Source organism: Micromonospora sp. NPDC050495 (assembly GCF_040655175.1).
Classification (GTDB): domain Bacteria; phylum Actinomycetota; class Actinomycetes; order Mycobacteriales; family Micromonosporaceae; genus Micromonospora.
On sequence record NZ_JBFAJK010000002.1, the window covers coordinates 69647 to 93092 of the forward strand.

Consider the following 23446-nt stretch of genomic DNA (forward strand, 5'->3'; position numbering starts at 1 on the left):
GCCCCCTACGTCCTGGTCGCGCCCGCTGTCCTGATCATCGTGGTGCTGCGGCTGTGGCCGCTGCTGCTCGGCCTCAACTTCTCGTTCACCGGTGACGGTGACCGCAACGGCACCGCGGTCGGCCTGGACAACTACCGCGAACTGCTTGACGACCCGCTGTTTCAGACCGCCCTGCGCAACGTGGGACTGCTGGTCCTGCTGCTGCCGGTCGCGGTCGCGATCCCAGGGCTGCTGGCGACGTTCATCTACCTGCGCGTACCTGGTCACCGGGTCTTCCGCAGCGTCTACTTCTTCCCGGCGGTGCTCTCGCCGGTGATCGTCGGCGCGATCTTCAACCTGCTGCTGGCCTTCGACGGCCCGCTCAACGCCGTTCTCGGCGGCCTCGGCATCGGCCCGGTCGACTGGCTCGGCAATCCCGACGTGGCCATCTTCGCGGTCGTCGGCGTGCACGTCTGGGCGACGTTCGGGATGGCGCTGGTGGTGTTCCTGGCCGGGTTCGCGACCCTGGACTCCGCGCTGCTGGATGCTGCCCGCGTCGACGGCGCCTCCCTCCCGCAGACCATCTGGTACGTCATCATCCCCGGCCTGTCCCGCACCATCCAGTTCGTCGTCGTCACCACCATGATCGGGATGCTCACCTCCATGTTCGGCCTGCTCTACGTGATGACCAGTGGAGGCCCGGAAGGGTCGACCTACCTGCCCGAGTACTACATCTGGGTCCAGCAGGGACGGATGAACCGCCCGGCACTCGCCTCAGCCGCCTCCACGGCGCTGTTCGTGATCATGCTGGTGGTCGGCCTGCTGCAGATCAGCCTGCTGCGCCGCGCGGGAAGGGAGGACTGATGTCCCGCATCCGGCTCGGCAGGTGGCTTGTCGCGCTGCCGATGGCGGCCCTCGCCCTGGCGACGGTCTACCCGCTGCTGTTCACCACCAACGTCGCGATGAAGACCCGCCGCGAGTACATCCTGGATCGGTTCTCCCCGACGCGCACGCTGCACTGGGACAACCTCACCGCCGCCTGGAACACCGCCGGCATGGCCCGATACCTTCTCAACTCGGTCATCGTGGTGACCTTCGCCGTGGCGCTGCTGCTGCTCATCGGGTCAATGGCCGGCTTCGCACTGAGCCAGCTGCGGTTCCGGGGCTCATCGGCGCTGTTCCTGGTCTGCCTCGCGGCGCTGTTCATCCCGTTCCAGGTGATCATGGTGCCGCTCGCCAGGATCATGGCCGACGGCCGTCTGATCGACACCTACCCGGGCCTGATCCTCGCCTACGTCGCGCAGTTCCTGCCCTTCACCGTCTTCCTGATGACCAGCTACTACCGCGCCGTGCCGGCCGAGATCATGGACGCGGCGCGGATCGACGGGAACAGCCTGTACGGCGTGTACCGGCGGATCATGCTGCCGATGGGCGCTCCGGCGCTGCTGTCGGTCGGCATCCTCAACGCGCTGTTCTGCTGGAACGACGTGCTCATCTCCCTGCTCCTGATGCCGTCCGCCGACCATCGCACCCTCATGGTGGGCGTCACGTCGCTGCGCGGCCAGTACTCCGACAACATTCCCACCTTCGCCGCCGGCGTGCTGATCGCCGCGGTACCTGTGCTGGTGACCTACCTGTTCCTGCAACGCCAGATTGCCGACGGGATAACCGCCGGTGCGACGAAGGGCTGACATGCGCATCACCGGATACCGGACCCTCACGACGGTTCAGCGATGGGGCCGTGCTGTCGGCGACGCCAACGGTGTCTACCCCGACGGCATCTCGCCGGTTCCTGTCATCCTCGTCGACACCGACGAAGGGATCACCGGCGTCGGCCTGGGGCCGCATCTGGAGGCCGAGGCCATCTTCGCCGCGATCGACGGCGAGGATCCGCGATCAGTCACCGCCCTCTACGACCGCATGCTGCGACAGACCTTCAAAGCCGGCCACGCCGGCGCGGTGTTCGGCACCATCGGAGCGTTCGACACCGCGCTGTGGGACATCAAGGCGCAGGCCGCCGGCGAGCCCCTGTGGCGGCTGCTCGGCGGCCGTGACCGCCGGGTCCCCGCCTACGCCTCCGGCCTGGACATCGGCCTCACCGACGGTGAGCTCGTCGCCACCTACGAGAGCTACGCCGAACGAGGGCTGCGGGCGGCGAAGCTCAAGGGCGGCCTGGACATCGAGCGGGACCGGCACCGGCTGACGCTCGTGCGCGAGGTGTTGACCGAGGCGGCGCGGGGGATGCGGCCGGGCCTGATGCTGGACGCGAACGAGTGCTGGAACCGCAAGCAGGCGGTCCGCCATGTCGGTGAGCTCGAACGCACCCTGGACCTGACCTGGATCGAGGAACCCGTCCGGCGCTGGGACGCCGAAGGCCTCGCCGCCGTCAGCCGTGGTGTCCGCGCGGCGGTCGCCACCGGCGAGAACCTGACCGGGCTCGAGCAGTTCCGTCCGCTCATCGCCGCCGGAGGCGTGGACATCGTCCAGACGGCCGCCGTGTGGGGAGTCAGCCATTTCCTGCGGGTGGCGGCGCTGGCCCACGCCTACGACCTGCCGGTCAGCCCGATCGGCAACACCCCTGTCGCACTCCTGCACGCCGCGACCTCGGTGCCCAACCACATGGCCAGCGAATTGCAGGACCTCCAACCGCCGGTCGGCATCGCGGTGGACCTGCACGTGGAGGACGGCGCCTTCGTCCTGGGCGACGCGCCCGGTCTGGGTATCCGGGTCGACGAAGGTGCCGTCGCCTCGGCGTACCAGGCAAACGGGCCGGCGCCCGGCGGCCCGCACGTACGGCCGGAGCAGGCCGGCCGGCGATTGCTCTCGGTTACCGGGGGCGGCCCTGCGGTACGCCAGCCTCAGCCGCACTCCGTGGACGTCGGCGCGGCCCCGGCGAACACCGAGCTGCCGCAGACCACCCGAAACTGACCTGCCCACCACCCCCCAAGGATCGCTGTCGCAGTCGTCGCGGCACCGACCGCGATCGACGTAGTCGGTATGTCCCTGCGCGCTCTACCGGTTACCGCGCCGACCCCGCCCCCGCAACATGGCCGACCCTGCTCGGGCGGAACATCATCGCTGACCGCGCCGGGACCGGTTCGCGGCTCGGTCGTCGTCGCTCACGCACGACCAGGGGCTGCATCAGGCGACGAAGGGGGACACGACCACCGGCACCACCGGGGACCTCGGCGGCCAGGAGCGCCGGCAGTACGCAGCAGGCGGCGCAGCCGGTCAGCGATGGTCGGCACGGTCGTTTCCTTCGGCGAGTTCCGCGAACGGCAGGGGGCAGCAGGCGGTGCCGGCGCAGGCGACCAGGTCGTCGCAGCCGGCCCTGATGGCGGCCCGCAGGGTGTCGCGGATGACGGCCAGGTCGGCCAACTTCTGTTCGACCTCAGCGAGCTTGTCTCTGGCCCGGGCTGGCAGGCCTGTGTCCGGTCGCCGGTCGTGCCGGTGTCGGCTGGCGTCGAGCAGGTCGGCGACCTCGTTGAGGGTGAAGCCGAGCCGTTGCGCGGCCTTGATCACCCGCAGCAGGGTGACCGTCTCCGCCGGGTAGAGCCGGTGCCCGCCCGGCGACCGCTGCGGGGCGGCGAGCAGGCCGCGGCGCTCGTAGTAGCGCAGGGTCTGCGGATTGACCCCCGCCGCGTCGGCCAGTTCGCCGCTGCGCAGGCCGGATCCGGTCATCTGTCGCACCGTCCGGAGGCCGCTCGGGCGGCGAGGGCGTCGAGCACATCGACGTGTCCGGCCGGTACGCGAACGTCCAACGCCAGCGAGCCGGGGCCCGACCGGGACAGGTGGAAGGCGAAGAACGAGCAGCAGGACGATTCCCGCGCGGTCAGATCCCGCGCCGTCTCCTCCACCTGCGCCGCGCCGTCGAGCCGCAACCGTAGATGTTGCGCGGACACCCGGTCGGCACCTCGCACAGCCTCGGCGAAGAACTGATCAAACTCGGCGACACGCAGTGGCCGTTCGGCCGTCGGCAGCGTGCAGGAATCCGGCACCCAGGCATCATCGGTGGTGATGTGGTTGTCACTCATGCCTCGACGGTAAGCCTGTACCCAGGTACAAAATGCAAGCCCGATGCTGCTCGCGACGGACTCGCTGTACCCGCCGTAGCTGGCGTCGGCGTTACAGAGCTGCCGCGGCCGGCACCGTGAACATCGTCGAGCAGCGCGCACTCGTGGCAGCCGGAGGCCCCTTGTGAGCAGGGGTCAAGCGCTGTTCCCGCTGGCACCGGCCGGTGAAGACGCCGAGTTCCGGTCAGCATCTGGTTGGCTCGGACAGGGGTTCACCAGCCGAGGAGGAACAGCAGGCCGGCGACGACCAGGCCGGCCTCGACGAGTCCGACGAAGAGGCGGTCGCTGATCCGGTTGACGGTTCGCTTGCCGGCCCACGCTCCGGCGAGGGTGGCGGGGGTGAGCGCTGCGCCGAGGAGCACAACGTTGGGGTTGAGGAGGGAGCCGGCTCCGTAGGCGACGAGTTTGGTGAGGTGCATGGTCATGGCGCAGGCTGCTTCGGTGCCGATGTAGGCGTTGCGGACCAGGCCGTAGGCGAGGAAGAACGGCGCGGTGAGCGGGCCGACGGAGCCGAGGAGGGCGGAGCCCAGGCCGGAGGCGGCTCCGACGCCGACGAACGCGCGGGGTGAAGGTGTGCGTGGGTGAGGGTTGAGCCGCCGCCAGGCGACCACAACGAGGAGGAACACGCCCAGGAGGCGCTTGAGCGGAGCCAGCGGTGCGGCGGCGAGCAGCAGGCCGCCGGCGAGCGCCGACGGGACCGCGCCGAGAGCGAAGCGCCCGATGATCGGCCATCGGAGGTCGTGCCGATTCAGCCAGACGCGGCTGCCGTTGCTGGACAGTTGGGTGAGAGTGAGCACGGGTACGGCCGCGCGGAGGCCGAACAACGCGGTGAACACGGGTAGAAGCAGCACCCCGCCTCCGAAGCCCGCCACGGCGGACAGCCACGCCAGGCAGAACGCGGCCGCTGATGCCACGCCGAGGGTTGGTGCCAGGTCGGAAGTCATGCCGTTTTCCCTCAGACTCGTTCGGCATCCGGCATTCGGTCGTGTCACTGCCAGATCGCTTCGGCGAGTATGACGCCGAGGAAGGCCGCGCCGGCTCCGGCGGCGGTGCTGGCGGCGACATTGGCCAAGAAGCCGACGACGTTGACGGCGAAGGTTCCCCACGAAAACACCGGGTCGTGGCGTGCCCGCACGGCTCGCCCGACCAGGCAGGCGGGCCCTGGCGGCGGGCTATTACCTGCGCCGCGCCGGCCTGGACCACGTCATCCTCGATGCCCAGCCGCGGCCGGGTGGCGCGTGGCGGCACGGCTGGGACTCGTTGCGGTTGTTCTCGCCGGCGGAGTACAGCCCGCTGCCGGGGTGGGGGATGCCGCGGCAGGAGGGCGAGGACTTCCCGACCGCCGGGCACGTCGTGGACTATCTACGGGCCTACGAGCAGCGGTACGACCTGCGGGTGCGCCGGCCGGTCCGGGTACGCGAGGTGCGGCCGGCCGGGGAGCGCCTGGCGGTGGAGACCGATGCCGGGAGCTGGTCGGCCCGGTACGTCATCTCCGCCACCGGGACGTGGGAGTGCCCGTACGTGCCCGACGTCCCGGGCCGCGGGGAGTTCGCCGGTCGGCAGCTGCACACGGTGGACTACACCTCTCCGGAGGAGTTCCGGGGGCAGCGGGTCGTGGTCGTCGGGGGAGGTAACTCGGCGGCGCAGATCCTGGCCGAGGTGTCCCGGGTCGCCGCGGCCACCTGGGTCACCCTGCGTCCGGCGCGGTTCATGCCGGACGACGTCGACGGTCGGGTGCTGTTCGGTGTGGCCACCCGCAAGGCCGCCGGTGGTGCCGGTGGCGGTGTCAGCGACCTTGGGGACATCGTGATGGTGCCCAGCGTCCGCGACGCGCGGGATCGTGGGGTCCTGCGGCCCCGTCCGATGTTCGTGCGGCTCACCGAGCGCGGCGTGCGGTGGGCGGACGGCGCCGAGCAGCCCTGCCACGTCGTCATCTGGTGTACGGGTTTCCGGCCCAACCTCACTCACCTCGCGGCACTGCTGCCCGGATGGCGGCATGGGGAGGTGGCCGCCGAGGGCACCCGGTCGGTGGACGAGGCGCGCCTCTACCTGCTCGGCTACGGCGATTGGACGGGGCCGGCGTCAGCCACGCTGGTGGGTGCTGGCCGTACCGCGAAAGCGACGGTCGCCGACATCGTCTCCCGCCTGCGCGGACAGCCGTAGGCCGGGGGTCCGGCCGGCCCGGCCGGACCTCCGGATGAAAGGGCTCCTGCTCAGCGATGAGCCGCCCGCCGGGTGGGTGGCCCGGCGGGCGGCAACGAGGGCGGTGTCAGGCGGTCGGGCGTAGCTCGGCGAGCAGCTTTTCCACCCGGGCGCGGATCTCGTCGCGGATCGGGCGGACGGCGTCGACGCCCTTGCCGGCGGGGTCTTCGAGCTGCCAGTCCTCGTAGCGCTTGCCGGGGAAGGCGGGGCAGGCGTCGCCGCAGCCCATGGTGACAATGACGTCGGAGGACTCCGCCGTCTCGTACTCCAGGAGCTTCGGGGTCTGGTCGGTGATGTCGATGCCCACCTCGCGCATGGCCTCGACGGCGGCGGGGTTGATCTGGTCGGCGGGTGCGCTGCCGGCGGAGCGGACCTCGACGGTGTCGCCGGCGAGGTGGCGCAGCCAGCCGGCGGCCATCTGGGAACGGCCGGCGTTGTGGACGCAGACGAACAGGACGCTGGGCTTGTCGCTCATGAGGTGCCTTCCATGCGGTACGAGTTGCGGGGCGGGTTGACCGGCACGTCGTTGAGGTCCTCGTCGGTGGGGACGACGACCTGGTCGGCGGCGGCGCCCGCGTCGGGATAGAGGGCGGCGAGCAGGCCGACACCGACGGCGAGGCCGACGATCTGGGCCAGGACGAACCCGGGCACGGATGCGGGCGCGATGCCGGCGAAGGTGTCGGTGAACGCGCGGCCGATGGTGACCGCCGGGTTGGCGAACGAGGTCGACGAGGTGAACCAGTACGCCGCGCCGATGTACGCGCCGACCGCGGCTGGTGCGACGGGGGCCCGGCCGGAGCGGGCGAGAGCGAAGATCAGCAGGATCAGCCCGGCCGTGGCCACAACTTCACCCAGCCACAGGTGGCCCGCGGCGCGGTCCTTGCCGGAGAAGTCGACGGCGGCCAGGTCGAACATCAGGTTCGCCAGCACCGACCCGGCGATCCCGCCCAACACCTGTGCCACGAGGTAGCCGCCCAGGTCGCGGCCGGTGAGGCCGGTGCCGGCACGTCGGCCGAGGAACCAGTCAGCAACCGACACGACAGGGTTGAAGTGGGCGCCAGAGACCGATCCGAAGATCAGGATCAGCGCGCCGAGGGCGAAGGCGGTGGCGGTGGAGTTCTCCAGCAGTTGGAGTCCGACATCGCCGGGGGAGAGGGTGGTGGCCATGATGCCGGAGCCGACCACGGCGGTGACCAGCAGGGCGGTGCCGAGGAACTCGGCCAGCAGGCGCCGCCGAAGTGCGATGGTCATCAGTTCGTTCTCTCCCATGATCTGAGGCGGGTCGCGGCGGTGTGCGGGTTGAGCTGCTGGTCGAGGGTGGTCTCCTGGTGGGGGTGGGCGTTGGTGTCGGTCATCGGGGACCTCCGGGCAGGACGGCGGGGGCGAGCCGGTCGACCCGGTCGGCGAGGTCGGCGTAGGCGGCTTCGAACGCCTCGTCGGTGTCCACGCGGACCGGGTCGGGCACCGACCAGTGCAGGCGGGGCCGGGCCGCGCCGGTCAGTTCCTCGTGGGCGTTGTCGCACACGGCGACGACCAGGTCATCGGCGCGGACGACGTCGGTGACGTGGGCGGTGCCGGTCGGGTCGAGGTCGAGGTGGTGGCGGTGAGCCACGGCCACCGCGCGGGGATGCACCCGTGGCGCCGGCTTGGTGCCGGCGGAGGCGACAGCGCTGTTGGTGCGCCGCTTCCACAGCGCGGCGGCCAGCTGGGAGCGGGCCGAGTTGTGGGTGCACACGAACACCACCCGCCCGACGCCGGTCAGGCGGGGGGTGGCGAGGGCGGCAAGCGCCTCCGGGAGCAGCCGCAGGTAGGTGCGGCGCCGATCTCCCTCAGAGCGGCCCTTGGTGACCAGGCCGGCGTCGGTGAGGACCTTGACGTGGTGGGCGACCAGGTTGGTCGGCAGGTCGAGGGTGTGGGCGATCTCCCCGGGGGAGGCGTCGCCCACGGTGAGCGCGTCCACGATCGCCAGGCGCGCCGGATCGCCGAGCGCGGCGTGGATCCGCGCCCGCTCAACCAGGGAAGTAAGCTCAGCGTCCATTGACTCAACTGTTGCTGAGTAATGCTCGATCGTCAAGCCGATGCTGCCGGTGGCCGCGTCGGCGCGGCGATTCCCGGCAGCTGCACCTCCACCTCGCCGTGCTCCCGCGCCCGCGGGCTCGCGCGAAGTGCTGCCACCGTTGCGAGTTGGTCAGCAGCAGGTCGCCAGGTAGGACTGCAGGTCGGCCAGGGCGGCGAGGGCGCCGTCGCGGTCGGCCCGGTAGAACACCGTCTTGCCGTCCCGGCGCGAGGTGACCACGCCGCCGCGTCGCAGCAGGGTCAACTGCTGCGACGCCGTGGCCTGGCTGACGCCGACCCGCTCGGCCACCTCACCCACGGACATCTCGGCGCCGCGGGCGAACAGCATCATGATCCGCTGCCGGGTGGGACTGCCGAGGGCCTTGAGGAACTCCTGCGTCTGCGGCGCGAGGCCCGGGACGGCGCTCTGTGGCCCGGTCGGCTGGTCGGCGGCGGTCTGGCTCATGGTCACACCTTTCCTCGCCGTAGTCATATTGTCATTCAACAAAACGACGATATAATCGTGGCGTGACTGAAGCTGATCCCCTGATCATCATTGGCGGCGGGCAGTCCGGCCTCGCCGCTGCCCGCGCCGCCCGGGACGCCGGTCTGCGACCCGTCGTTCTGCACGCCGGCGCCGAACCGGTCGGTTCGTGGCCTGACTACTACGACAGCCTCACGCTCTTCTCGCCCGCCCGCTACAGCGCCCTGCCCGGCGTGCCCTTCGACGGCGACCCGGACCGCTACCCCCACCGCGACGAGGTGGTCGCCTACCTCCGCCGCTACGCCGCCGCCCTCGACGTCGAGGTTCGCACCCGCAGCCGGGCCGTCGCCGTGCACCCCCGCCCCGGCGGCGGATATCTCGTCCGTACTGACAGCGGCGACGAGTTGGCCGGGATCGGGGTCGTCGCCGCCACCGGATCCTTCGGCAACCCGTACCGGCCGACCCTGCCCGGGCAGGGCGAGTACGGCGGGGACCTGCGGCACGTCGCCGACTACCGCCGCGCCGACGCGTATGCCGGCAAGCGGGTCGTGATCGTGGGAGCCGGCAACTCCGCTGTTCAGGTCGCCTACGAACTCGCCGCGCATGCCCGGGTGACCCTGGCGACCCGGGAACCGGTCCGGTTCCTGCCGCAGCGCATCCGGGGCCGGGACCTGCATCACTGGCTGAGTGTCACCGGCGTCGACCGCCTGCCGCGCGCGGTGATCACCCGGCTCGTCCGGCATGCCACCGTGCTCGATGCCGGCCGCTATCGCGACGCCATCACCTCAGGCGAACTTGCCCGGCGAGACATGTTCATCCGCTTCAGGCCCGACGGCGTCGTCTGGAGCGACGGTACGCACGAAGCCGTCGACGCGGTCATCTTCGCCACCGGCTACCGGCCGGACCTCGACTACCTCGCACCCCTGACCACCCTCGACCGCGGCCTGCCGCAGCAGGTCGGCGGGATCTCCGCCACCCATCCCGGCCTGGTCTACCTGGGGCTGGAGTTCCAGCGATCCTTCGCCTCGAACACCCTGCGCGGCGTGGGACGCGACGCCGGGCACGTCGTGGCCGCGCTCGCCGCACGCCGTACCCGCGTTCTCCACGAGAAGCGTCACGCGTACCCCGGTCACCCGCGGTCGGCCTCGCTGCTGCGGAGGGGTCGAGCCGCAGGCGGCGGGCGGCGGTGATGGGGGAGCGGGGTCAGGCTCGGTGCGCGGGTGCCGCCTCGATCGACAGCAGGGCGGCGAGCTGGCGCAGGATCTGCGGCCGGGCCCGGTAGTAGACCCAGGTGCCCCGCCGGTCGGCGTCCACCAGGCCCGCTTCGCGCAGGGTCCTGAGGTGGTGCGAGATCGTTGGCCCGGTCAGGTCGAACGCGGGGGTCAGGTCGCACACGCAGGCTTCCCCGCCCTCGGCGGAGGCGATCATGGACATCAGCTGCAGCCGTACCGGGTCGCCGAGGGCCTTGAACGCGGGCGCGAGCACCGCGGCCGTCTCGGCCGGGACTCGGCGCTGCGCCAGCGGTGGGCAGCACGGCGCGTCGGCGTTGAGATCGACGACGGGAAGCGACGCCTGTTGCTTCGACATGCCTCTAGGTTGACATCTCTCTAATCAGCGTGCAAGTCTCTGCTTAGACGGATGTCAAGACAAGCGTCCCGTGGAAATGAGGCTCACCATGTTCGGCTCTCTGCGCCGCCGGTCAACACCGCTGGCTGGTGTCCGGTTCTGCGACTCCTGCGCCCGGGTGTCCACCGCGGCCGAGCGGGCCGGCCGCCGCTACGACCGCGCCCGCACCATCGTCTACCCGCTGATCAGCCCTCGCTGAGGAGAGGACGCGACATGACCGAGAACACCCCGACCACCGGCGGTTTCACCGGCGACCCCGCCGCCGCGCTGCAGGTCACCGGCTCCGGCGCCTGCTGCGGCAGCCCCGCCCAGGCCGTCGGTGGCATCCTCCCGCCGGCCGGCGCCACCGCCGCCGGCGACCCGTGCTGCGGTACCCGCCAGGCCGCCCAGGCGGCCGACTCCTGCTGCGGCACCCAGGCGAAGGCCGATGCCGTCGCCGCCGGGCAGGGCTGCTGCTCATGACCACCCGCACTGCTCTCACGGACTTGCTCGATCAGGTCAGCGCCGACCGGATGGCCGCCACCATCGCGATCCTCGCCTCGGGCCCCCTGGCGGGTCGGCGCGTCGGCTCGGCCGGCGGGGCGGCGGCCCGCGCCTGGCTTGTCGACCAGCTCACCGCCCTGGGCGCGGAGGTGCGTACCGAGGACTTCCCGGTTCGCGCGGTGCCGCAGGTGTACGAGGCGCCCAGGGTCACCTGGGCTGACGGGACCGGCTCCCAGGAGCTGGTGTTCGGCCGGCAGGTCGCGATCCACCCCGCCTCCGCCGACACCACCCACCCGCGCCGCGGTGCGCTCGGTGTCGCCGGCACGGACGACCCGGCCAGGCGGTGGCTTGTGGTGCCCGCCGAGATGAGCCTGTTCGACGCCTACCGCGACACCCAGGGCGCGGCCGGGCTGTTGATCCGCCGCCCGGTCGATGCCGAGGGCTGGCAGTTCACCATGCTCGCCGGCCCGGATCCCGGGCCGCTGCCGGCACTGACTCTCGACCCCGACACCCACCACGCCGTCCTCGCCGCCGCGACCGCCGGCGACGGCTGGCTGGACGGGGCGACGCCGCTTCGCCGCGACGACGTCACCGGCACCAACATCCACGCCCGAGTCCGGCAGCCCCGTGCCGGCGGCGTCGACCTGCTGTTGACCGCCCACTACGACGGCGTCGGCGACCATCCCGGGCTGCGCCTGCCCGCAGCCTCGGACAACGCCACCGGCGTCGCTGCGGTCCTCGAAACCGCCCGCGTCCTCGCCGCAGGACTCCCCACGGGTGTCGGGTTGTCCGTCGCACTGCTCGACGGCGAGGAGATCGGCGCGCTCGGCTCCGCCCACCACGCCACGCAACTCCGCGCCGAAGGCGCCGCACCACTGGTCATCAACGTGGACGGCGCCGGTCGCCTGGACGGGGCGGCGGCGGTCGAGGCCGGCGGCCCCGCGCACCGCCTCCTGGCGCTGCTCGACCAGGCCGGCCGGCACACCGGCGTATCCCTGACGGCTGGTCCGGTGGCCTCGGACAACCGCCGCTACGGCGGCGCCGGGTTCGCCGCGGTCGGGATCGGTGCCGGGATGGGCGGCTATCACAGCCCCGCCGACACCCCCGACAAGGTCGACCCCGCCACCCTGGCCGCGATCGCCCGACTCGTTGTCGCCACCGCCCACCTCGCCGCCACCGCACCCGCTACACTTTCATCGCCAATCGGCGATCAACGATAGAAGGAGTGCTGGTGGGCGACCTCCTCGACCGGGCGACCGCGCAGACGTACGCCTCGTGGTTCCGGGCCCTGGCGGACCCGACCCGGGTGCAGATCGTGGAGTACCTGGCCCGGCATGCCCGCCCGATGAGCGTGGGCGAGATCGTCGCCGCCGTCGGGCTCGCCCAGTCCACCGTCTCCCAACACCTGAAGATCCTCACCGAGGTGCGGTTCGTGCTCGTCGAGCCGGTCGGCACCGCCCGCCACTACCGGATCAACGACGCCTGCGTCGGCTGCTTCCCGTCGGCTGCCGACGTCGTCATGGGCCGCCCGGCCCCCAACCTGATCGGAGCCTGCTGATGGCCGACATCACCGTCCGCCCGATGACCTCGGACGACGCCGATCGTGTCCTCGCCATCTACCAGGCCGGCCTCGACGGCGGCAACGCCAGCTTCGAGACCACCGCACCGACCTGGACTGCATTTGACCAGGCCAAGCTGACTGAGCACCGCCTGGTGGCCGTCGACGCGGACCACGCAGTTGTCGGATGGGTGGCGGTGTCGCCGACATCGAGCCGGGCGGTCTACGCCGGCGTGGTCGAGCACTCGATCTACGTCGACCCCGCCGCCCAGGGGCGTGGCGTGGCTCGGCTGCTGCTGGACGCGCTGATCGCCGCCACCGAGGCCGCCGGCATCTGGACCATCCAGTCCGGAGTCTTTCCGGAGAACATCGCCAGCCTCGCTCTGCACCAGCGGGCCGGTTTTCGCGTCATCGGCACCCGCGAGCGGGTCGGCCGGCATCACGGCCGGTGGCGCGATGTCGTCCTGATCGAGCGGCGCAGCCCCGTCATCACCTGAACCTCATCGGCTCCGCCGCCCCAACCCAACCGCACGTTCTTGATTCGACAATTTTCAACATAGAGGAGTTCTCCGATGACAGTCCCGAACGAGCTGCCCGTCGTGGTGATCGGCGCGGGCCCGGTGGGTCTGGCCGCCGCCGCCCACCTGCACGAGCGTGGCCTGCCCTTCCTTGTCCTGGAGGCCGATGACCACGCCGGCGCGGCGGTGCGGCAGTGGGGGCACGTGCGGGTGTTCTCCCCGTGGCGGTACAACGTCGACCCGGCCGCCCGCCGCCTGCTCGACGACGCCGGCTGGGTCGCCCCGGCCGAGGACGCCCTGCCCACCGGCGCGGAACTGGTCACCGACTACCTCCAGCCCTTCGCGGAGCTGCCGCAGCTCAAGCCCCACCTGCGCTACGGCGCGCGGGTGGCGGCCATCAGCCGGCTCGGCCTGGACCGGCTGCGCACCGCCGGCCGCGACCAGACACCGTTCCTGATCCGCCTCACCGACGGGGACGAACTGCTGGCCCGCGCCGTCATCGACGCCTCCGGCACCTGGGGCACGCCCAACGTCCTCGGCGCCTCCGGCCTGCCCGCGCGGGGCGAGGAGAACGTGACCGCGTTCCTGGAGCACGCCCTGCCCGACGTGCTCGGCGCCGACCGGGACCGCTTCGCCGGCCGGCACACCCTCGTCGTCGGCGCCGGCCATTCCGCGGCCAACACGCTGCTCTCCCTGGCCGAGCTGGCGGCCGCGGAGCCGGGCACGGAGGTGACCTGGGCGATCCGCTCGGCCAGCCCCGCCCGCACCTACGGCGGCGGCGACGCCGACGCCCTGCCCGCCCGCGGCGCGCTCGGCTCCCGGCTGCGCGAACACGTCGACGCCGGCCGGATCCGGCTGCTCACCGGCTTCTCCGTGCACGCACTCACCCCGGCAGCGGGCCGCGTCGCGGTGGTCGTGCGGCACGCCGACGGCGGTGACGAGCAGGTCGTGGTGGACCGGATCGTCGCCGCCACCGGCTTCCGCCCCGACCACTCCATCGCCGCCGAGCTGCGCCTCGACCTCGACCCCGTCATGGGCGCCACGCGCGCGCTCGCCCCGCTGATCGACCCGAACGAGCACTCCTGCGGCACGGTGCCCCCGCACGGCGTCGACGAACTCGCCCACCCCGAGGCCGGCTACTACGCCGTCGGCATGAAGAGCTACGGCCGCGCGCCGACCTTCCTCATGGCCACCGGCTACGAGCAGGTCCGCTCCGTCATCGCCGCCCTCGCCGGCGACTGGCAGGCGGCCCGGGACGTCCAGCTCGACCTGCCCGAAACCGGTGTCTGCAACAGCAACCCCGCCGACTCCACCGGCACCGACAGCTGCTGCGGCCCCACCCCGGCAGCCCAGCCGGCCGGCAAGGGGCTCGCCACCGGCATCTCCGGTGGCCTGCTGTCCACGCCGCTGAACCTCATCAGCCTCGACACCCCGACCAGCGGCCAGACCGGCGGCTGCTGCGCCAGCTGATGACCACCACGATGGCGCCCGCCGACACGACGGTCGGCGGGCGCCACGGATGGCGCATCGTCGCTGCCCTTGCCATCACCTCGACCGTCGGCTACGGCACCCTCTACTACGCCTACGCCGTCCTGCTCAGCCCGATGGCCGCCAGCCTCGACGCCTCCACCACGGCGGTCACCGGGGCGCTGACCGCCAGCGTCCTCGCCGGCGCGCTGATGGCCATCCCCGTCGGCCGGTGGCTCGACCGGCACGGCGGACGCGCCCTCATGACCACCGGGTCGATCGCCGCCACCGCACTCCTGATCGCCTGGTCTCAAATCCAGGCCATCTGGCAGTTGTACGCCGTCATGATCGGCATCGGGATAACCGGCGCGATGGTCCTCTACGAACCCGCCTTCGCCGTCATCGTCTCCTGGTTCACCCCTGACCGACGGCCCACCGCGCTGCTCGCGGTCACCGTCGTCGCCGGGTTCGCCAGCACCATCTTCATGCCGCTCACCGGCCTGCTGGTCGCGCAGTTCGGCTGGCGCGGCGCGCTGCTCACGCTCGCCGCCATCCACGGCGTCGTGACCGTGCCGCTGCACGCACTCACCATCCGTAAACCGCCGCGTGTCCGAGCACCCATCCCCGCGACGCGACCGGACCAGACCTCGCGTCGCGGCGCGGTGCGCGCCGCGACGCGAGACCCCCAATTCTGGATCCTCGCCGCCGCCCTCATCGCCCACGGCGCCGCCACCAGCACCATCGGCGTTCATCTCGTCGGTTACCTCATCAGCCGCGGCCACCCGGCCACCTTCGCCGCCACCGCAGCCGGCCTGCTCGGCGTCCTGTCCGTCACCGGCAGGCTCGTTCTCACCGGCGCCCGCCGCCGGCTCCCGGTCACCACCATCGTCGCCGCGGTGTTCGCCATCCAGGCCGCCGCCGTCCTCGCCATGCCCCTCACCGCGGGCAGCAGGGTGGGTGCCGTGGTCGCCGTCACCGGATTCGGGCTCGGCTTCGGCATCGCCAGCCTCGCCACCCCCGCACTCCTCGCCGATCGCTACGGCACCACCGCCTACGCCACCATCGCCGGACGCCTCACCGCACCGGTTACCGCGGCCAAAGCCGCCGCGCCCCTGCTCGCCGCCGCGCTCTTGTCGCATGGCGGGTACCACGTCCTGCTGGTCGCGGTGACCACTGCGTGTCTTCTCGCCGCCGTCGGCATGTGGGCCGTGGGAAGGGCAGGAGCGACGAGGACGAGCACCGCAACCGGTCCGCCCGACCGCGTCTAAGGGCCGTGTGAGGGCCGGACCAGGCTCAAGCACCTGCACATGGCGAGCGGGCAGACCCCGTGCCCGAGGCCGGCGCCGACTCAGCGGTCGCCACCCGCTTCGGCGAACTCGCCGTGCGCTACGAAGCCACCGCGCAGAACTCCGTGCCCCCGGTGCCGCCGGCCTGACTGACGAAACACGCCTTGGTCGGCGAGCCCGCAGAGCCCATCCGTGGACTGCTCAGGTTCGACCGCTCCGCTTGTGCTTGGTGCGGATCGTGAACGCGGCGCTTCCGTGGCCGGGCGCACCAGACCGGCGCCGCGGCTTACGCGGCGGAAGCCGGCGCCGGAACGGGATGTGGGACAGCAGCAGGGGAACCGCCACGACCAGGGTCGCGAACCCGGCGACGCCCAGCCCGCCCTGAATGCGGCCCCGGTGCCCGCTGAGCTGGTCGAAGTCGGTGACGAAATCGCTCGGATCGGCGGGGTTCACCCAGATCGACACCTCCTCGCCGATCGATCGGCACACCTCGACGCAGCCGACCTCCTGCTCGTGCGTCCGGCCGGCCAGCTCGTACCGGAAATACATGGTGGTCGACGGACTGGTCCGGTTGCCGCCGGACTTCGTCACCTGGTCGTAGACAACCGCTCGCGCCGGTACACCGGTGCCTCGCAGTTCGGTCTTCCAGTCGTCGAGCGCGTACTGGGTATGGAACGGCAGCCACAGCAGCGCGCCGCCCGCCACCACCAGCAACACGCGGCCGAGGGCCACCCAGGCCGACGAGCGCCGCAGCATGATCACGCGATCATCATCCGGCGAAGACGCAACCCGGCCGTCGTCAGGCGATCGTCAATATGAAGGAGTCCCGCCCCCGGCGTACCTCAACCCCCAGAGGCGGCCCGCGACCGGCCAGCAGGTCATCGCCGCGGCCCTAGTGATCGTTGAGCATGAAAACGAGTGCCTGGTGCTCGACGTCGAGGAACGCGACCCGCCACCGTGTCGATGGGTCTGTTTCGTTGTACGACCTGCTGTGCAGCCACCGCGGCCTGCTGGGCAGGAACGGCGTCAGGGCGGGCCACACGTCCGCGGGGCTGCTGTCGTGGGGAAGTGCCTCCAGATCGACAGATTCGTACGGCACGAAGTCGTACCGCTTCGCCAGGGTCCGCGCGTCCTCCGGGCGCAGCTTGACGACACCCTGGTACGCCCAGTCGGTGGGGCCGGGCATCCTGGAACACGGGTTGCCGGAGGCCCGCAGCTGCCAGTGGATTTCCGGGTAATCGCCGAGGCCCGGCAAGTCCTCCGGAGGGTCCCAGCGGACGGTGCGGACCTTTGCCTCTGCGGCATGCACGGACTCCTGGCACGTGCGCGTCTCCGCCGGATCGTCGCCGACGAGCACGAATCCGGCCGCGACGCACCCGACCACCGCCAGCAGCATCGCAATCGACGCGCCGAGTATCGCCACCGGCAGCGGCGGTCGCATTTTCATGGTCATGAGGGTACGAGTCGTCGGCCAGGTCAGCGCGGGCCGGTGCGCCGCCCGCATGAGCTCGCAGGGTTGGCAGGACCGCCCGCGGCGGTGTACGGACGCGACCGGGGACCCGCCGGCAGCGGCGAGTCCCCGGGTCGTTGGGTTGGCTCAGGCGAGCGTCTTCAGATAGTCGGCGTTGGCCTTCAGCCACTCCTCGACGGCCTTCTTCTCGTCACCCTTGTGCGTGTTGAACATCAGGTCCTCCAGGGACGCGAGCTGCTCGCCGTTCATCTTGAACTGCTGCAGCATCTTCGTCACCTCGGGGAAGTCCTTGCCGAAGCCCTGCCGGGCGAGGGTGTTGATCTGCTCGGCGGCGCCGAGAGTGCCCTTCGGATCGGCCAGGTCCTTCAGCTCGTACTTGGCGTACGCCCAGTGGGGGTGCCAGAGGGTGACCACGATCGGCTTCTTGTCGGCGATCGCCCCGTCGAGCGCGGCCAGCATGGCCGGGGTGGAGGAGGTCTTCAGCTTCATGGCGCCGTCCAGGCCGTAGCCGGGCAGCACCTTTTCCTGGGTGGCCTTGGTGAGGCCGGCGCCCGGCTCGATGCCGATGATCTGCCCGCCGAAGTCGCCGGCCCTGGCGGCCAGGTCCTCGAGCGAGTCGACGCCCTCGACGTACTTCGGCACGGCGATGCTCAGGCTGGCGTCGTCGTACCAGACGCCGAGCTTCTCCAGCTTGTCGCCGTACTTCTCCAGGTAGGAGGCGTGGGTCTGGGGCAGCCAACCGTCCAGGAAGAGGTCGATGTCGCCGTTGGCCATGCCGCCGTAGACCAGGCCGGCCTCCAGGTTCTTGAGCTGGACCTGGTAGCCCTTCTCCTCGAGAATGTGCTGCCACAGGTGGGACGCGGCGATGGCCTCGTCCCAGGCCATGTAGCCAATGGTGATCTTCTTGCTGTCGCCGGAGGCGTCGTCCGACTCCGCGCCGCAGGCGGCCGCGCCGAGCGCCAGGGTGGCGGTCAGCGCGAGCACCAGGACGCGCTTCATGGTGGTGAACATGCGGTTTCCTTCCTTTTTCGGAGCCGCCGGCAGGCCCGCGTACGCGGGAACAGGAATGCCGGCGCGGAGGGCGACGGTCAGGCGGCCTGCCGCGCGAGGCGCTGCGCCCGCGCGGAGGGGAACCGTTCGCCCACGGAGTCGGTGAGCCGGTCGAGCACCACGGCGAGAACCACGACGGCGATCCCGCCCTCGAACCCGCTGCCCACCTCGACCTGGGAGAGCGCGTACATGATCACGTCGCCGAGACCGCCGGCGCCGACCATGCCGGCGATGACCACCATGGACAGGGCCAGCATGATGACCTGGTTGACCCCGGTCATGATGGTCGGCAGCGCCAGCGGCAGCTTGGTCCGGAGCAGCACCATCCACGGTGGCGCGCCGAACGACTCGGCCGCCTGGACGATCTCCTTGTCGACCTGGCGCAGGCCGAGTTCGGTGAGGCGTACCCCGGGCGGCATGCTGAACACCAGCGTGGCCAGCACGCCGGGCACGGTGCCGATGCCGAAGAAGAAGATCGCCGGGATCAGGTAGACGAAAGCCGGCATGGTCTGCATGAGGTCCAGTACCGGCCGGGCCAGGGCGGACGCCCGCCGGTTCTCGGCGACGAGGATGCCCAGCGGGATCGCCAGCAGCAGCGCGAGCACGCTGGCCACGAGCACCTGCGCGAGGGTGCTCATGGTCTCCTCCCAGTACGGCATCCCGGCCACCAGGCCGAGGCCGACCGCGCTGCCGAGGCCGAACTTCCAGCCGCGCAGCCACCAGCCGAGCGCGGCCAGGACCAGGACGACCACCACCGCCGGTACGCCGTTGAGCAGGTCGTCGAGCGGTTGGACCAGGGCTTGGACCACGGCCGCGATCCCGTCGAAGACCGGGTCGAGGGCCCCGGTGGCCCAGTCCACGGCGGACTCCACCCAGGTGCCCAGCGGCACCCGGGGCAACCCGGCGTCGAGTGGCGACGAGGTGTCAGTCATGCCGATTCTCCCTTCGTGCTGACCAGCTCGACGTCGGCCGGCGCCGGCTGGTCAGCCGGCTCGTCCGTCGCGGACACGTCGTTCGGGGTGGCGCTGGCCAGGGCGCTGAGCAGGGTGATCCGGGGGATCACCCCGACCAGCCGGCCCCGGTCGTCCAGGACGGCCAGCGGGTGCTGACTCTCCGCGCAGTCGGCGAACAGGTCGGCGACCGCCGTGTCGGCGGTGACCGTGCGTGCCTGCTCGGTCGAGACGTACCCGTCGAGGCTGGTCCGGCCCTCGCGCAGTGCCCGCAGCACCTCGTCCTCGGTGACCGTGCCGAGGAACTGCTTCATCGGCCCGGTCACGTAGACCACCGAGGTCTGGCTCTCCCGCAGGGCGCGGGCGGCCACCCGGGGACCGGCGTTGACGTCCAACACGTGGTGCGGCTTCTCCATCACCGACGAGGCGGTCAGGATCCGGGTCCGGTCGACGTCGGCGACGAACTGCGCCACGTAGTCGTTGGCCGGGTCGGTGAGGATCTCCTCGGCGGTGCCGATCTGGACGATCCGGCCGTCCCGCATCATCGCGATCCGGTCGCCGAGCCGCATGGCCTCGTTCAGGTCGTGGGTGATGAAGATGATGGTCTTGCCGAGCTCGCCCTGAAGTTCCAGGAGCTGGTCCTGGATCTCCCGGCGGATGAGCGGGTCCAGCGCCGAGAACGCCTCGTCCATCAGCACGATGTCGGTGTCGGCCGCGAGGGCGCGGGCCAGCCCGACCCGCTGTCGCATGCCGCCGGAGAGGTCGTGGGGAAGCTTGTCCGCCCACTCCTCCAGGCCCACCATGCGCAGGGCGTCGAGGGCACGCGCGCGCCGTTCGGCCTTGGGCAGGCCGGCGACCTCGAGGGCGTACCCGGCATTTTCCAGCACCGTCCGGTGTGGCATGAGCGCGAAGTGCTGGAAGACCATGCTGATCTTCTCCCGCCGCAGCTTGCGCAGCGCGGCGGGCTTGAGCGTGGTGAGTTCCACCCCGTCGACCTGCACGCTGCCCCGGGTGGGGCGCTCCAGGCCGTTGAGCATCCGGATGAGGGTGGACTTGCCGGAGCCGGAGAGGCCCATCACGACGAAGACCTCGCCGGCGCGCACCTCGAAGTTCGCGTCGATCACGGCGGCCGTGGCCGACAGGCCCGCCGTCGCCTCGGCTCGCGGGGCACCGCTGGCGAGCCGCCTCATCGCCTCGTCAGCCCGACTGCCGAAGATTTTGTAGAGCGACTTCACTGTGAGTGCGGGCACGGTCGCCCCTCTCCGATGACAACCGCTGGCGGATCGCGCCATCGGTGGCAATCTTCGCGTCTCGTCCGTCGATATCGACATCGGTCAAATTCAGGTGGCCACAAGGGCTGGCACGGAAACCTACCGACGTCATCCGGGAAATGCCAGCCGGGACTACGGAGATTGTGGATATGACCACAAGGCGCGACGCGATGCCGGGGTCAAATTCGGTCGTCCGTACGCACTGCGGACGCGCCGGTACCCAGGTACCCTGGTTGGTTTGTCGTCATATGGGGGTTTTCGTGCGGTCCGACGCGGGCGCCGGCGGCGCTCAGGTCCGCTGCCGCCGTTCGCGCCCGAATATGACAATGCTGATTGAGAAATGTCATGAGTTTGTGATTTACCGTCATGGGACTGTCATATTCGCCGGCTCTCCCGCCCGTCGGCGGCGCGGTTCCGCAATCGGGACGGCCGACGCAACCGGGGACGGCCGACTCCCGAAAGGCGCCAGCCGGCCGGCGTCGAATACGTCGTCCGTCACTTCCGTGAGCCGGGGGGGCGGTGCCGAGGGAACTCGGTAGCGGTATCAGACACAAGCGCTGGTCCCGGCCGTGTCACCGACCGGGACCAGCGGTGGACGTGGGTCAGGAGGCGGCGATGCCTTCCATCCCGATGCCGTTCTCGAACTGCGGCAGCCCGGTCACCTCGGTGACGAGTTCGAGGGAGCCGTCCGGGCCGACGTGGTAGCCCTGCACGTTGCCGGCGGCGGCGTTCTGGACGTAGAGGAAGCCGTCGCTGGCGGTCATGTCGATCGAGCCACCGCCGGTGTCGGCGGCGACGGCGCTGACGAGAATCAGGTTCCCGTCCTCGTCGACCTTGTAGGAGCTGATGGTGGAGCTTCCGGCGTTGGCGACGAAGAAGTAGTCGCCGACACGCTGGATCCAGCACGGCGCCTGCTGGCCGTTGGGCACCGACGGTCCGATCTGGTCGAGCAGGCCGTCGTCCTCCAGCTCGAATCGGCTTACCTCGTTGCTGCCGGCCTCGGTGACCAGCAGCGTGTCCTCGGTGTCGAAGGTGAACCCGAACGGGGTGTTGCCCGCGTCGCTGATCACCGGGTGTCGGGACAGTTCGCCGTCGCGGCCGATCTCATAGCTGAACATGACGTTGGCGCCCTTGGTGCTGACCAGCACGAAGTCGCCGTCGGGGTCGATCTCGACCTGGGCGGGGGCGGTCATGAAACCGGGCGGGTTGCCGTTGTGCAGTCCGAGCGACCGGTGTGCGCCCTCGATCGGCGACAAGCGTCCCTTGTGCAGGTGGAATCCCTGCACCGAGCCGGCACCGCCGGCGTTGAGGACGTAGACCAAGTCGTCGCGTACGTCGACGCTGACCGGCGACAGGCCGTGCGACCAGATCACCTGCAGCCGGTGGAGCTTGGTGCCGTCGACCCGGAAGACCGTCACCGTGTTGTCGCCGGCGTTCACCGCGAACAGCAGCCCGTCGTGGTATCTCAGCGACCCCTGCGAGGCCAGCGCGTCGCCCGGCGCGCCCACCGTGAACCCGCCCAGGCCACCCGTCTCGTACTCGCCCGCCGGGGCGAGCCGACCGTCCTCGTCACGTTCGTAGACCTTGATCGTGTTGCCCTCGGCCTTGTTCGTCTGCACAAACACGGCCGCGTCGTCACCGTCCTCCTGGTGGCCCGGACCACCACCATCGTCGTGCCGGTATTCCGGGCCTCCGCCGTCGGCGAGAGCAAGCGCTGGGAGCGTTCCGACACCGGCCAGACCGGCGAGGAGAACCGCGGCAACGGTCATTCTCCGTCTCATGATGGGCCCTTCTGTTCGAAAAGATGGGAAACACGAATCCTGCTCCTTTTCGAGGCTAAGGGCCTGTATCGGGCCGATGAGGTGTATTGCCCGAAAGGATGATGTTTAGGGAGAATCGGGGAACGAGGGGTCCGACCAGGTCGGCCCCGGTCCAGCCGCCGCGATCGCCGGGCCGGTGCGCGGGCCGCCGGTGCCCGTGCTGATCACGACTGCGGCGTACCCTGCTCGTCCGCGGCCTGGATGATCGTCTTGCCGGGCGTGCGGCGGTCGCGGGTGAACGCGGACGTCGCCTCCGACAGCGGGCGCACCGCGCCGACGATGGGCTTGAGCCGTCCGGTCCGTACCCGCTGGGCGAGGTCGGCCAGCCGGACGCGATCAGGCTCGACGACGAAGAAGACGGCTCGCCCGCCCGTCGGCTGCACGGTGGGCGGCGCGGCGATGGTGACGACGGTGCCGCCCGGCCGTACCAGTTCGGTCGTTCGCGCGAGGATGTCGCCGCCGATGACGTCGAGCACCAGGTCCACCTCGCCGGCGTGCCGCAGCTCGTCGGCGTCCAGGTCGAGGAAGGTGTGCGCGCCGAGGTCGAGCGCGACGTCCCGGTCGCCGGCCCGGCCGGTGCCGATCACGCGGGCGCCCGCCTCCCGCGCGAGCTGGACGGCGAGCGAGCCGACACCGCCCGCGGCGCCGTGGATGAGGACGGTCTGGCCGGTCGTGAGGTGGCCGTGGTCGAACAGTCCCTGCCACGCGGTCAGTCCGGAGATGGGCAACGCGGCGGCCACGGTGTGGTCGATGTCGGCCGCGAGGGGAGCGAGATTGCGGGCCTCCACCGCGGTGTATTCGGCCAGGGATCCGTCGCGGGCCCAGTCGGTCAGTCCGAACACCCGCTGGCCGACGGTGAGGCCGGTGGTCCCGTAGCCGAGTTCGACGACCACTCCGGACAGCTCGTGCCCGGGGATGCTGGGCGTCCGGTCGCGACCGGCGCGATCGGTCCAGGTCGCCGGCCAGTCGAGCTCGCCGGGGGTGAAGCCGGCGGCGTGTACGCGCACGATGACGTCGTTCTCGGCGGCGTGCGGGTAGGGCATGTCGGTCAGGGTGAGTCCGCCGGTACCCGCCTCACGGTCGCGTACGGTGATCGCTCGCATGCTCGAATCCTCTCCAGGGCGTTCGTCGGTTCGGGGTGGTCGTGGGTCCG

At 71.1% G+C, this 23446-nt stretch carries 29 protein-coding genes; 13 read left to right on the forward strand and 16 right to left on the reverse strand.

Features of this window, described 5'->3' with window-relative positions:
* Window positions 1–39: 39 nt before the first annotated feature.
* The 3 genes from AB0I11_RS03585 to AB0I11_RS03595 are packed head-to-tail and all read left to right on the forward strand — an operon-like array spanning window position 40 to window position 2907.
* A complete protein-coding gene (locus AB0I11_RS03585; protein ID WP_357312221.1) occupies window positions 40–843 on the forward strand; it encodes a sugar ABC transporter permease in 804 nt (267 codons plus the stop codon).
* Window positions 843–1670, forward strand: a complete 828-nt coding sequence (locus AB0I11_RS03590) for a carbohydrate ABC transporter permease (RefSeq protein ID WP_357312225.1) — start codon at window positions 843–845, stop codon at window positions 1668–1670. Before AB0I11_RS03585 ends, AB0I11_RS03590 begins: the two co-directional genes overlap by 1 nt.
* Window position 1671: 1 nt before the next feature.
* Complete coding sequence (locus AB0I11_RS03595; protein ID WP_357312230.1) at window positions 1672–2907, forward strand: mandelate racemase/muconate lactonizing enzyme family protein; 1236 nt, start codon at window positions 1672–1674, stop codon at window positions 2905–2907.
* 303 nt (window positions 2908–3210) lie between these two features.
* Here the strand turns inward: AB0I11_RS03595 and AB0I11_RS03600 are convergent, their stop codons facing one another.
* The 4 genes from AB0I11_RS03600 to AB0I11_RS03615 form a co-directional block, all read right to left on the reverse strand.
* Window positions 3211–3660 carry a MerR family transcriptional regulator gene (locus AB0I11_RS03600; RefSeq protein ID WP_357312234.1) on the reverse strand — a complete coding sequence of 150 codons (450 nt, stop codon included), beginning with the start codon at window positions 3658–3660 and terminating at the stop codon, window positions 3211–3213.
* The gene (locus AB0I11_RS03605; protein ID WP_357312239.1) at window positions 3657–4013 is read right to left on the reverse strand and encodes a hypothetical protein; all 357 of its coding nucleotides are present in this window, start codon (window positions 4011–4013) and stop codon (window positions 3657–3659) included. Before AB0I11_RS03605 ends, AB0I11_RS03600 begins: the two co-directional genes overlap by 4 nt.
* A gap of 251 nt (window positions 4014–4264) precedes the next feature.
* Window positions 4265–4996 (reverse strand): sulfite exporter TauE/SafE family protein, encoded by a 732-nt coding sequence (locus AB0I11_RS03610; protein WP_357312243.1) that lies wholly within the window; start codon window positions 4994–4996, stop codon window positions 4265–4267.
* Window positions 4997–5040: 44 nt separating this feature from the next.
* Window positions 5041–5166 carry a hypothetical protein gene (locus AB0I11_RS03615; protein WP_357312246.1) on the reverse strand — a complete coding sequence of 42 codons (126 nt, stop codon included), beginning with the start codon at window positions 5164–5166 and terminating at the stop codon, window positions 5041–5043.
* Window positions 5167–5177: 11 nt separating this feature from the next.
* Here AB0I11_RS03615 and AB0I11_RS03620 point away from each other — a divergent pair, with 11 nt between their 5' ends.
* Window positions 5178–6215, forward strand: coding sequence for an ArsO family NAD(P)H-dependent flavin-containing monooxygenase (locus AB0I11_RS03620; protein WP_357312254.1), 1038 nt, complete (start codon window positions 5178–5180; stop codon window positions 6213–6215).
* 106 nt (window positions 6216–6321) lie between these two features.
* Here AB0I11_RS03620 and AB0I11_RS03625 read toward each other — a convergent pair whose 3' ends face one another.
* From AB0I11_RS03625 to AB0I11_RS03640, 4 genes are all read right to left on the reverse strand, one after another.
* Window positions 6322–6729 (reverse strand): arsenate reductase ArsC, encoded by a 408-nt coding sequence (locus tag AB0I11_RS03625; RefSeq protein ID WP_357312259.1) that lies wholly within the window; start codon window positions 6727–6729, stop codon window positions 6322–6324.
* Complete coding sequence (locus AB0I11_RS03630) at window positions 6726–7505, reverse strand: MIP/aquaporin family protein (protein ID WP_357312265.1); 780 nt, start codon at window positions 7503–7505, stop codon at window positions 6726–6728. The genes AB0I11_RS03625 and AB0I11_RS03630 overlap by 4 nt, the downstream gene beginning before the upstream one ends.
* A gap of 100 nt (window positions 7506–7605) precedes the next feature.
* Window positions 7606–8292, reverse strand: coding sequence for a helix-turn-helix domain-containing protein (locus AB0I11_RS03635; protein WP_357312271.1), 687 nt, complete (start codon window positions 8290–8292; stop codon window positions 7606–7608).
* Between the two features lie 150 nt (window positions 8293–8442).
* Entirely contained in the window at window positions 8443–8775 is a 333-nt protein-coding gene (locus tag AB0I11_RS03640; protein ID WP_357312278.1) for a metalloregulator ArsR/SmtB family transcription factor, read from the reverse strand.
* 62 nt (window positions 8776–8837) lie between these two features.
* On the opposite strand from AB0I11_RS03640, the gene AB0I11_RS03645 reads away from it, so the two are divergent.
* A complete protein-coding gene (locus tag AB0I11_RS03645; protein ID WP_357312282.1) occupies window positions 8838–9983 on the forward strand; it encodes an NAD(P)/FAD-dependent oxidoreductase in 1146 nt (381 codons plus the stop codon).
* 13 nt (window positions 9984–9996) lie between these two features.
* Here AB0I11_RS03645 and AB0I11_RS03650 read toward each other — a convergent pair whose 3' ends face one another.
* The gene (locus AB0I11_RS03650; protein ID WP_357312288.1) at window positions 9997–10380 is read right to left on the reverse strand and encodes a metalloregulator ArsR/SmtB family transcription factor; all 384 of its coding nucleotides are present in this window, start codon (window positions 10378–10380) and stop codon (window positions 9997–9999) included.
* An 88-nt stretch (window positions 10381–10468) separates the two neighbouring features.
* Between AB0I11_RS03650 and AB0I11_RS03655 the strand changes: the two genes are divergently transcribed.
* The 7 genes from AB0I11_RS03655 to AB0I11_RS03685 all read left to right on the forward strand — a co-directional run bounded on the left by AB0I11_RS03655 (window position 10469) and on the right by AB0I11_RS03685 (window position 15713).
* Entirely contained in the window at window positions 10469–10618 is a 150-nt protein-coding gene (locus AB0I11_RS03655; protein ID WP_357312292.1) for a hypothetical protein, read from the forward strand.
* 14 nt (window positions 10619–10632) lie between these two features.
* Window positions 10633–10881, forward strand: a complete 249-nt coding sequence (locus AB0I11_RS03660) for a hypothetical protein (RefSeq protein ID WP_357312296.1) — start codon at window positions 10633–10635, stop codon at window positions 10879–10881.
* 23 nt (window positions 10882–10904) lie between these two features.
* Window positions 10905–12122: a M28 family peptidase gene (locus tag AB0I11_RS03665; protein WP_357312300.1), complete on the forward strand. Its 1218-nt coding sequence runs from the start codon at window positions 10905–10907 to the stop codon at window positions 12120–12122.
* 8 nt (window positions 12123–12130) lie between these two features.
* A complete protein-coding gene (locus AB0I11_RS03670; protein ID WP_357313460.1) occupies window positions 12131–12460 on the forward strand; it encodes a metalloregulator ArsR/SmtB family transcription factor in 330 nt (109 codons plus the stop codon).
* On the forward strand, window positions 12460–12957 hold the full coding sequence (locus AB0I11_RS03675; RefSeq protein WP_357312304.1) for an N-acetyltransferase family protein: 498 nt from the start codon (window positions 12460–12462) through the stop codon (window positions 12955–12957). Before AB0I11_RS03670 ends, AB0I11_RS03675 begins: the two co-directional genes overlap by 1 nt.
* A 75-nt stretch (window positions 12958–13032) precedes the next feature.
* The gene (locus tag AB0I11_RS03680) at window positions 13033–14448 is read left to right on the forward strand and encodes an FAD-dependent oxidoreductase (RefSeq protein WP_357312309.1); all 1416 of its coding nucleotides are present in this window, start codon (window positions 13033–13035) and stop codon (window positions 14446–14448) included.
* A complete protein-coding gene (locus tag AB0I11_RS03685; protein ID WP_357312312.1) occupies window positions 14448–15713 on the forward strand; it encodes an MFS transporter in 1266 nt (421 codons plus the stop codon). Before AB0I11_RS03680 ends, AB0I11_RS03685 begins: the two co-directional genes overlap by 1 nt.
* A gap of 219 nt (window positions 15714–15932) precedes the next feature.
* On the opposite strand, the gene AB0I11_RS03690 is transcribed toward AB0I11_RS03685, so the two are convergent.
* From AB0I11_RS03690 to AB0I11_RS03715, 6 genes are all read right to left on the reverse strand, one after another.
* Window positions 15933–16487 carry a DUF3592 domain-containing protein gene (locus AB0I11_RS03690; RefSeq protein ID WP_357313463.1) on the reverse strand — a complete coding sequence of 185 codons (555 nt, stop codon included), beginning with the start codon at window positions 16485–16487 and terminating at the stop codon, window positions 15933–15935.
* A 136-nt stretch (window positions 16488–16623) separates the two neighbouring features.
* Entirely contained in the window at window positions 16624–17178 is a 555-nt protein-coding gene (locus tag AB0I11_RS03695; protein WP_357312315.1) for a hypothetical protein, read from the reverse strand.
* Between the two features lie 150 nt (window positions 17179–17328).
* Entirely contained in the window at window positions 17329–18213 is an 885-nt protein-coding gene (locus tag AB0I11_RS03700) for a glycine betaine ABC transporter substrate-binding protein (protein ID WP_357312320.1), read from the reverse strand.
* A 77-nt stretch (window positions 18214–18290) separates the two neighbouring features.
* Window positions 18291–19184, reverse strand: a complete 894-nt coding sequence (locus tag AB0I11_RS03705) for an ABC transporter permease subunit (protein WP_357312324.1) — start codon at window positions 19182–19184, stop codon at window positions 18291–18293.
* Window positions 19181–20494, reverse strand: a complete 1314-nt coding sequence (locus tag AB0I11_RS03710; RefSeq protein WP_357312327.1) for a glycine betaine/L-proline ABC transporter ATP-binding protein — start codon at window positions 20492–20494, stop codon at window positions 19181–19183. The genes AB0I11_RS03705 and AB0I11_RS03710 overlap by 4 nt, the downstream gene beginning before the upstream one ends.
* A gap of 581 nt (window positions 20495–21075) precedes the next feature.
* A complete protein-coding gene (locus AB0I11_RS03715) occupies window positions 21076–22098 on the reverse strand; it encodes a beta-propeller fold lactonase family protein (protein WP_357312331.1) in 1023 nt (340 codons plus the stop codon).
* 24 nt (window positions 22099–22122) lie between these two features.
* On the opposite strand from AB0I11_RS03715, the gene AB0I11_RS03720 reads away from it, so the two are divergent.
* The gene (locus tag AB0I11_RS03720) at window positions 22123–22356 is read left to right on the forward strand and encodes a hypothetical protein (protein ID WP_357312333.1); all 234 of its coding nucleotides are present in this window, start codon (window positions 22123–22125) and stop codon (window positions 22354–22356) included.
* A 101-nt stretch (window positions 22357–22457) separates the two neighbouring features.
* Here the strand turns inward: AB0I11_RS03720 and AB0I11_RS03725 are convergent, their stop codons facing one another.
* Window positions 22458–23396, reverse strand: coding sequence for an NADP-dependent oxidoreductase (locus AB0I11_RS03725; RefSeq protein ID WP_357312338.1), 939 nt, complete (start codon window positions 23394–23396; stop codon window positions 22458–22460).
* Between the last annotated feature and the right edge of the window lie 50 nt (window positions 23397–23446).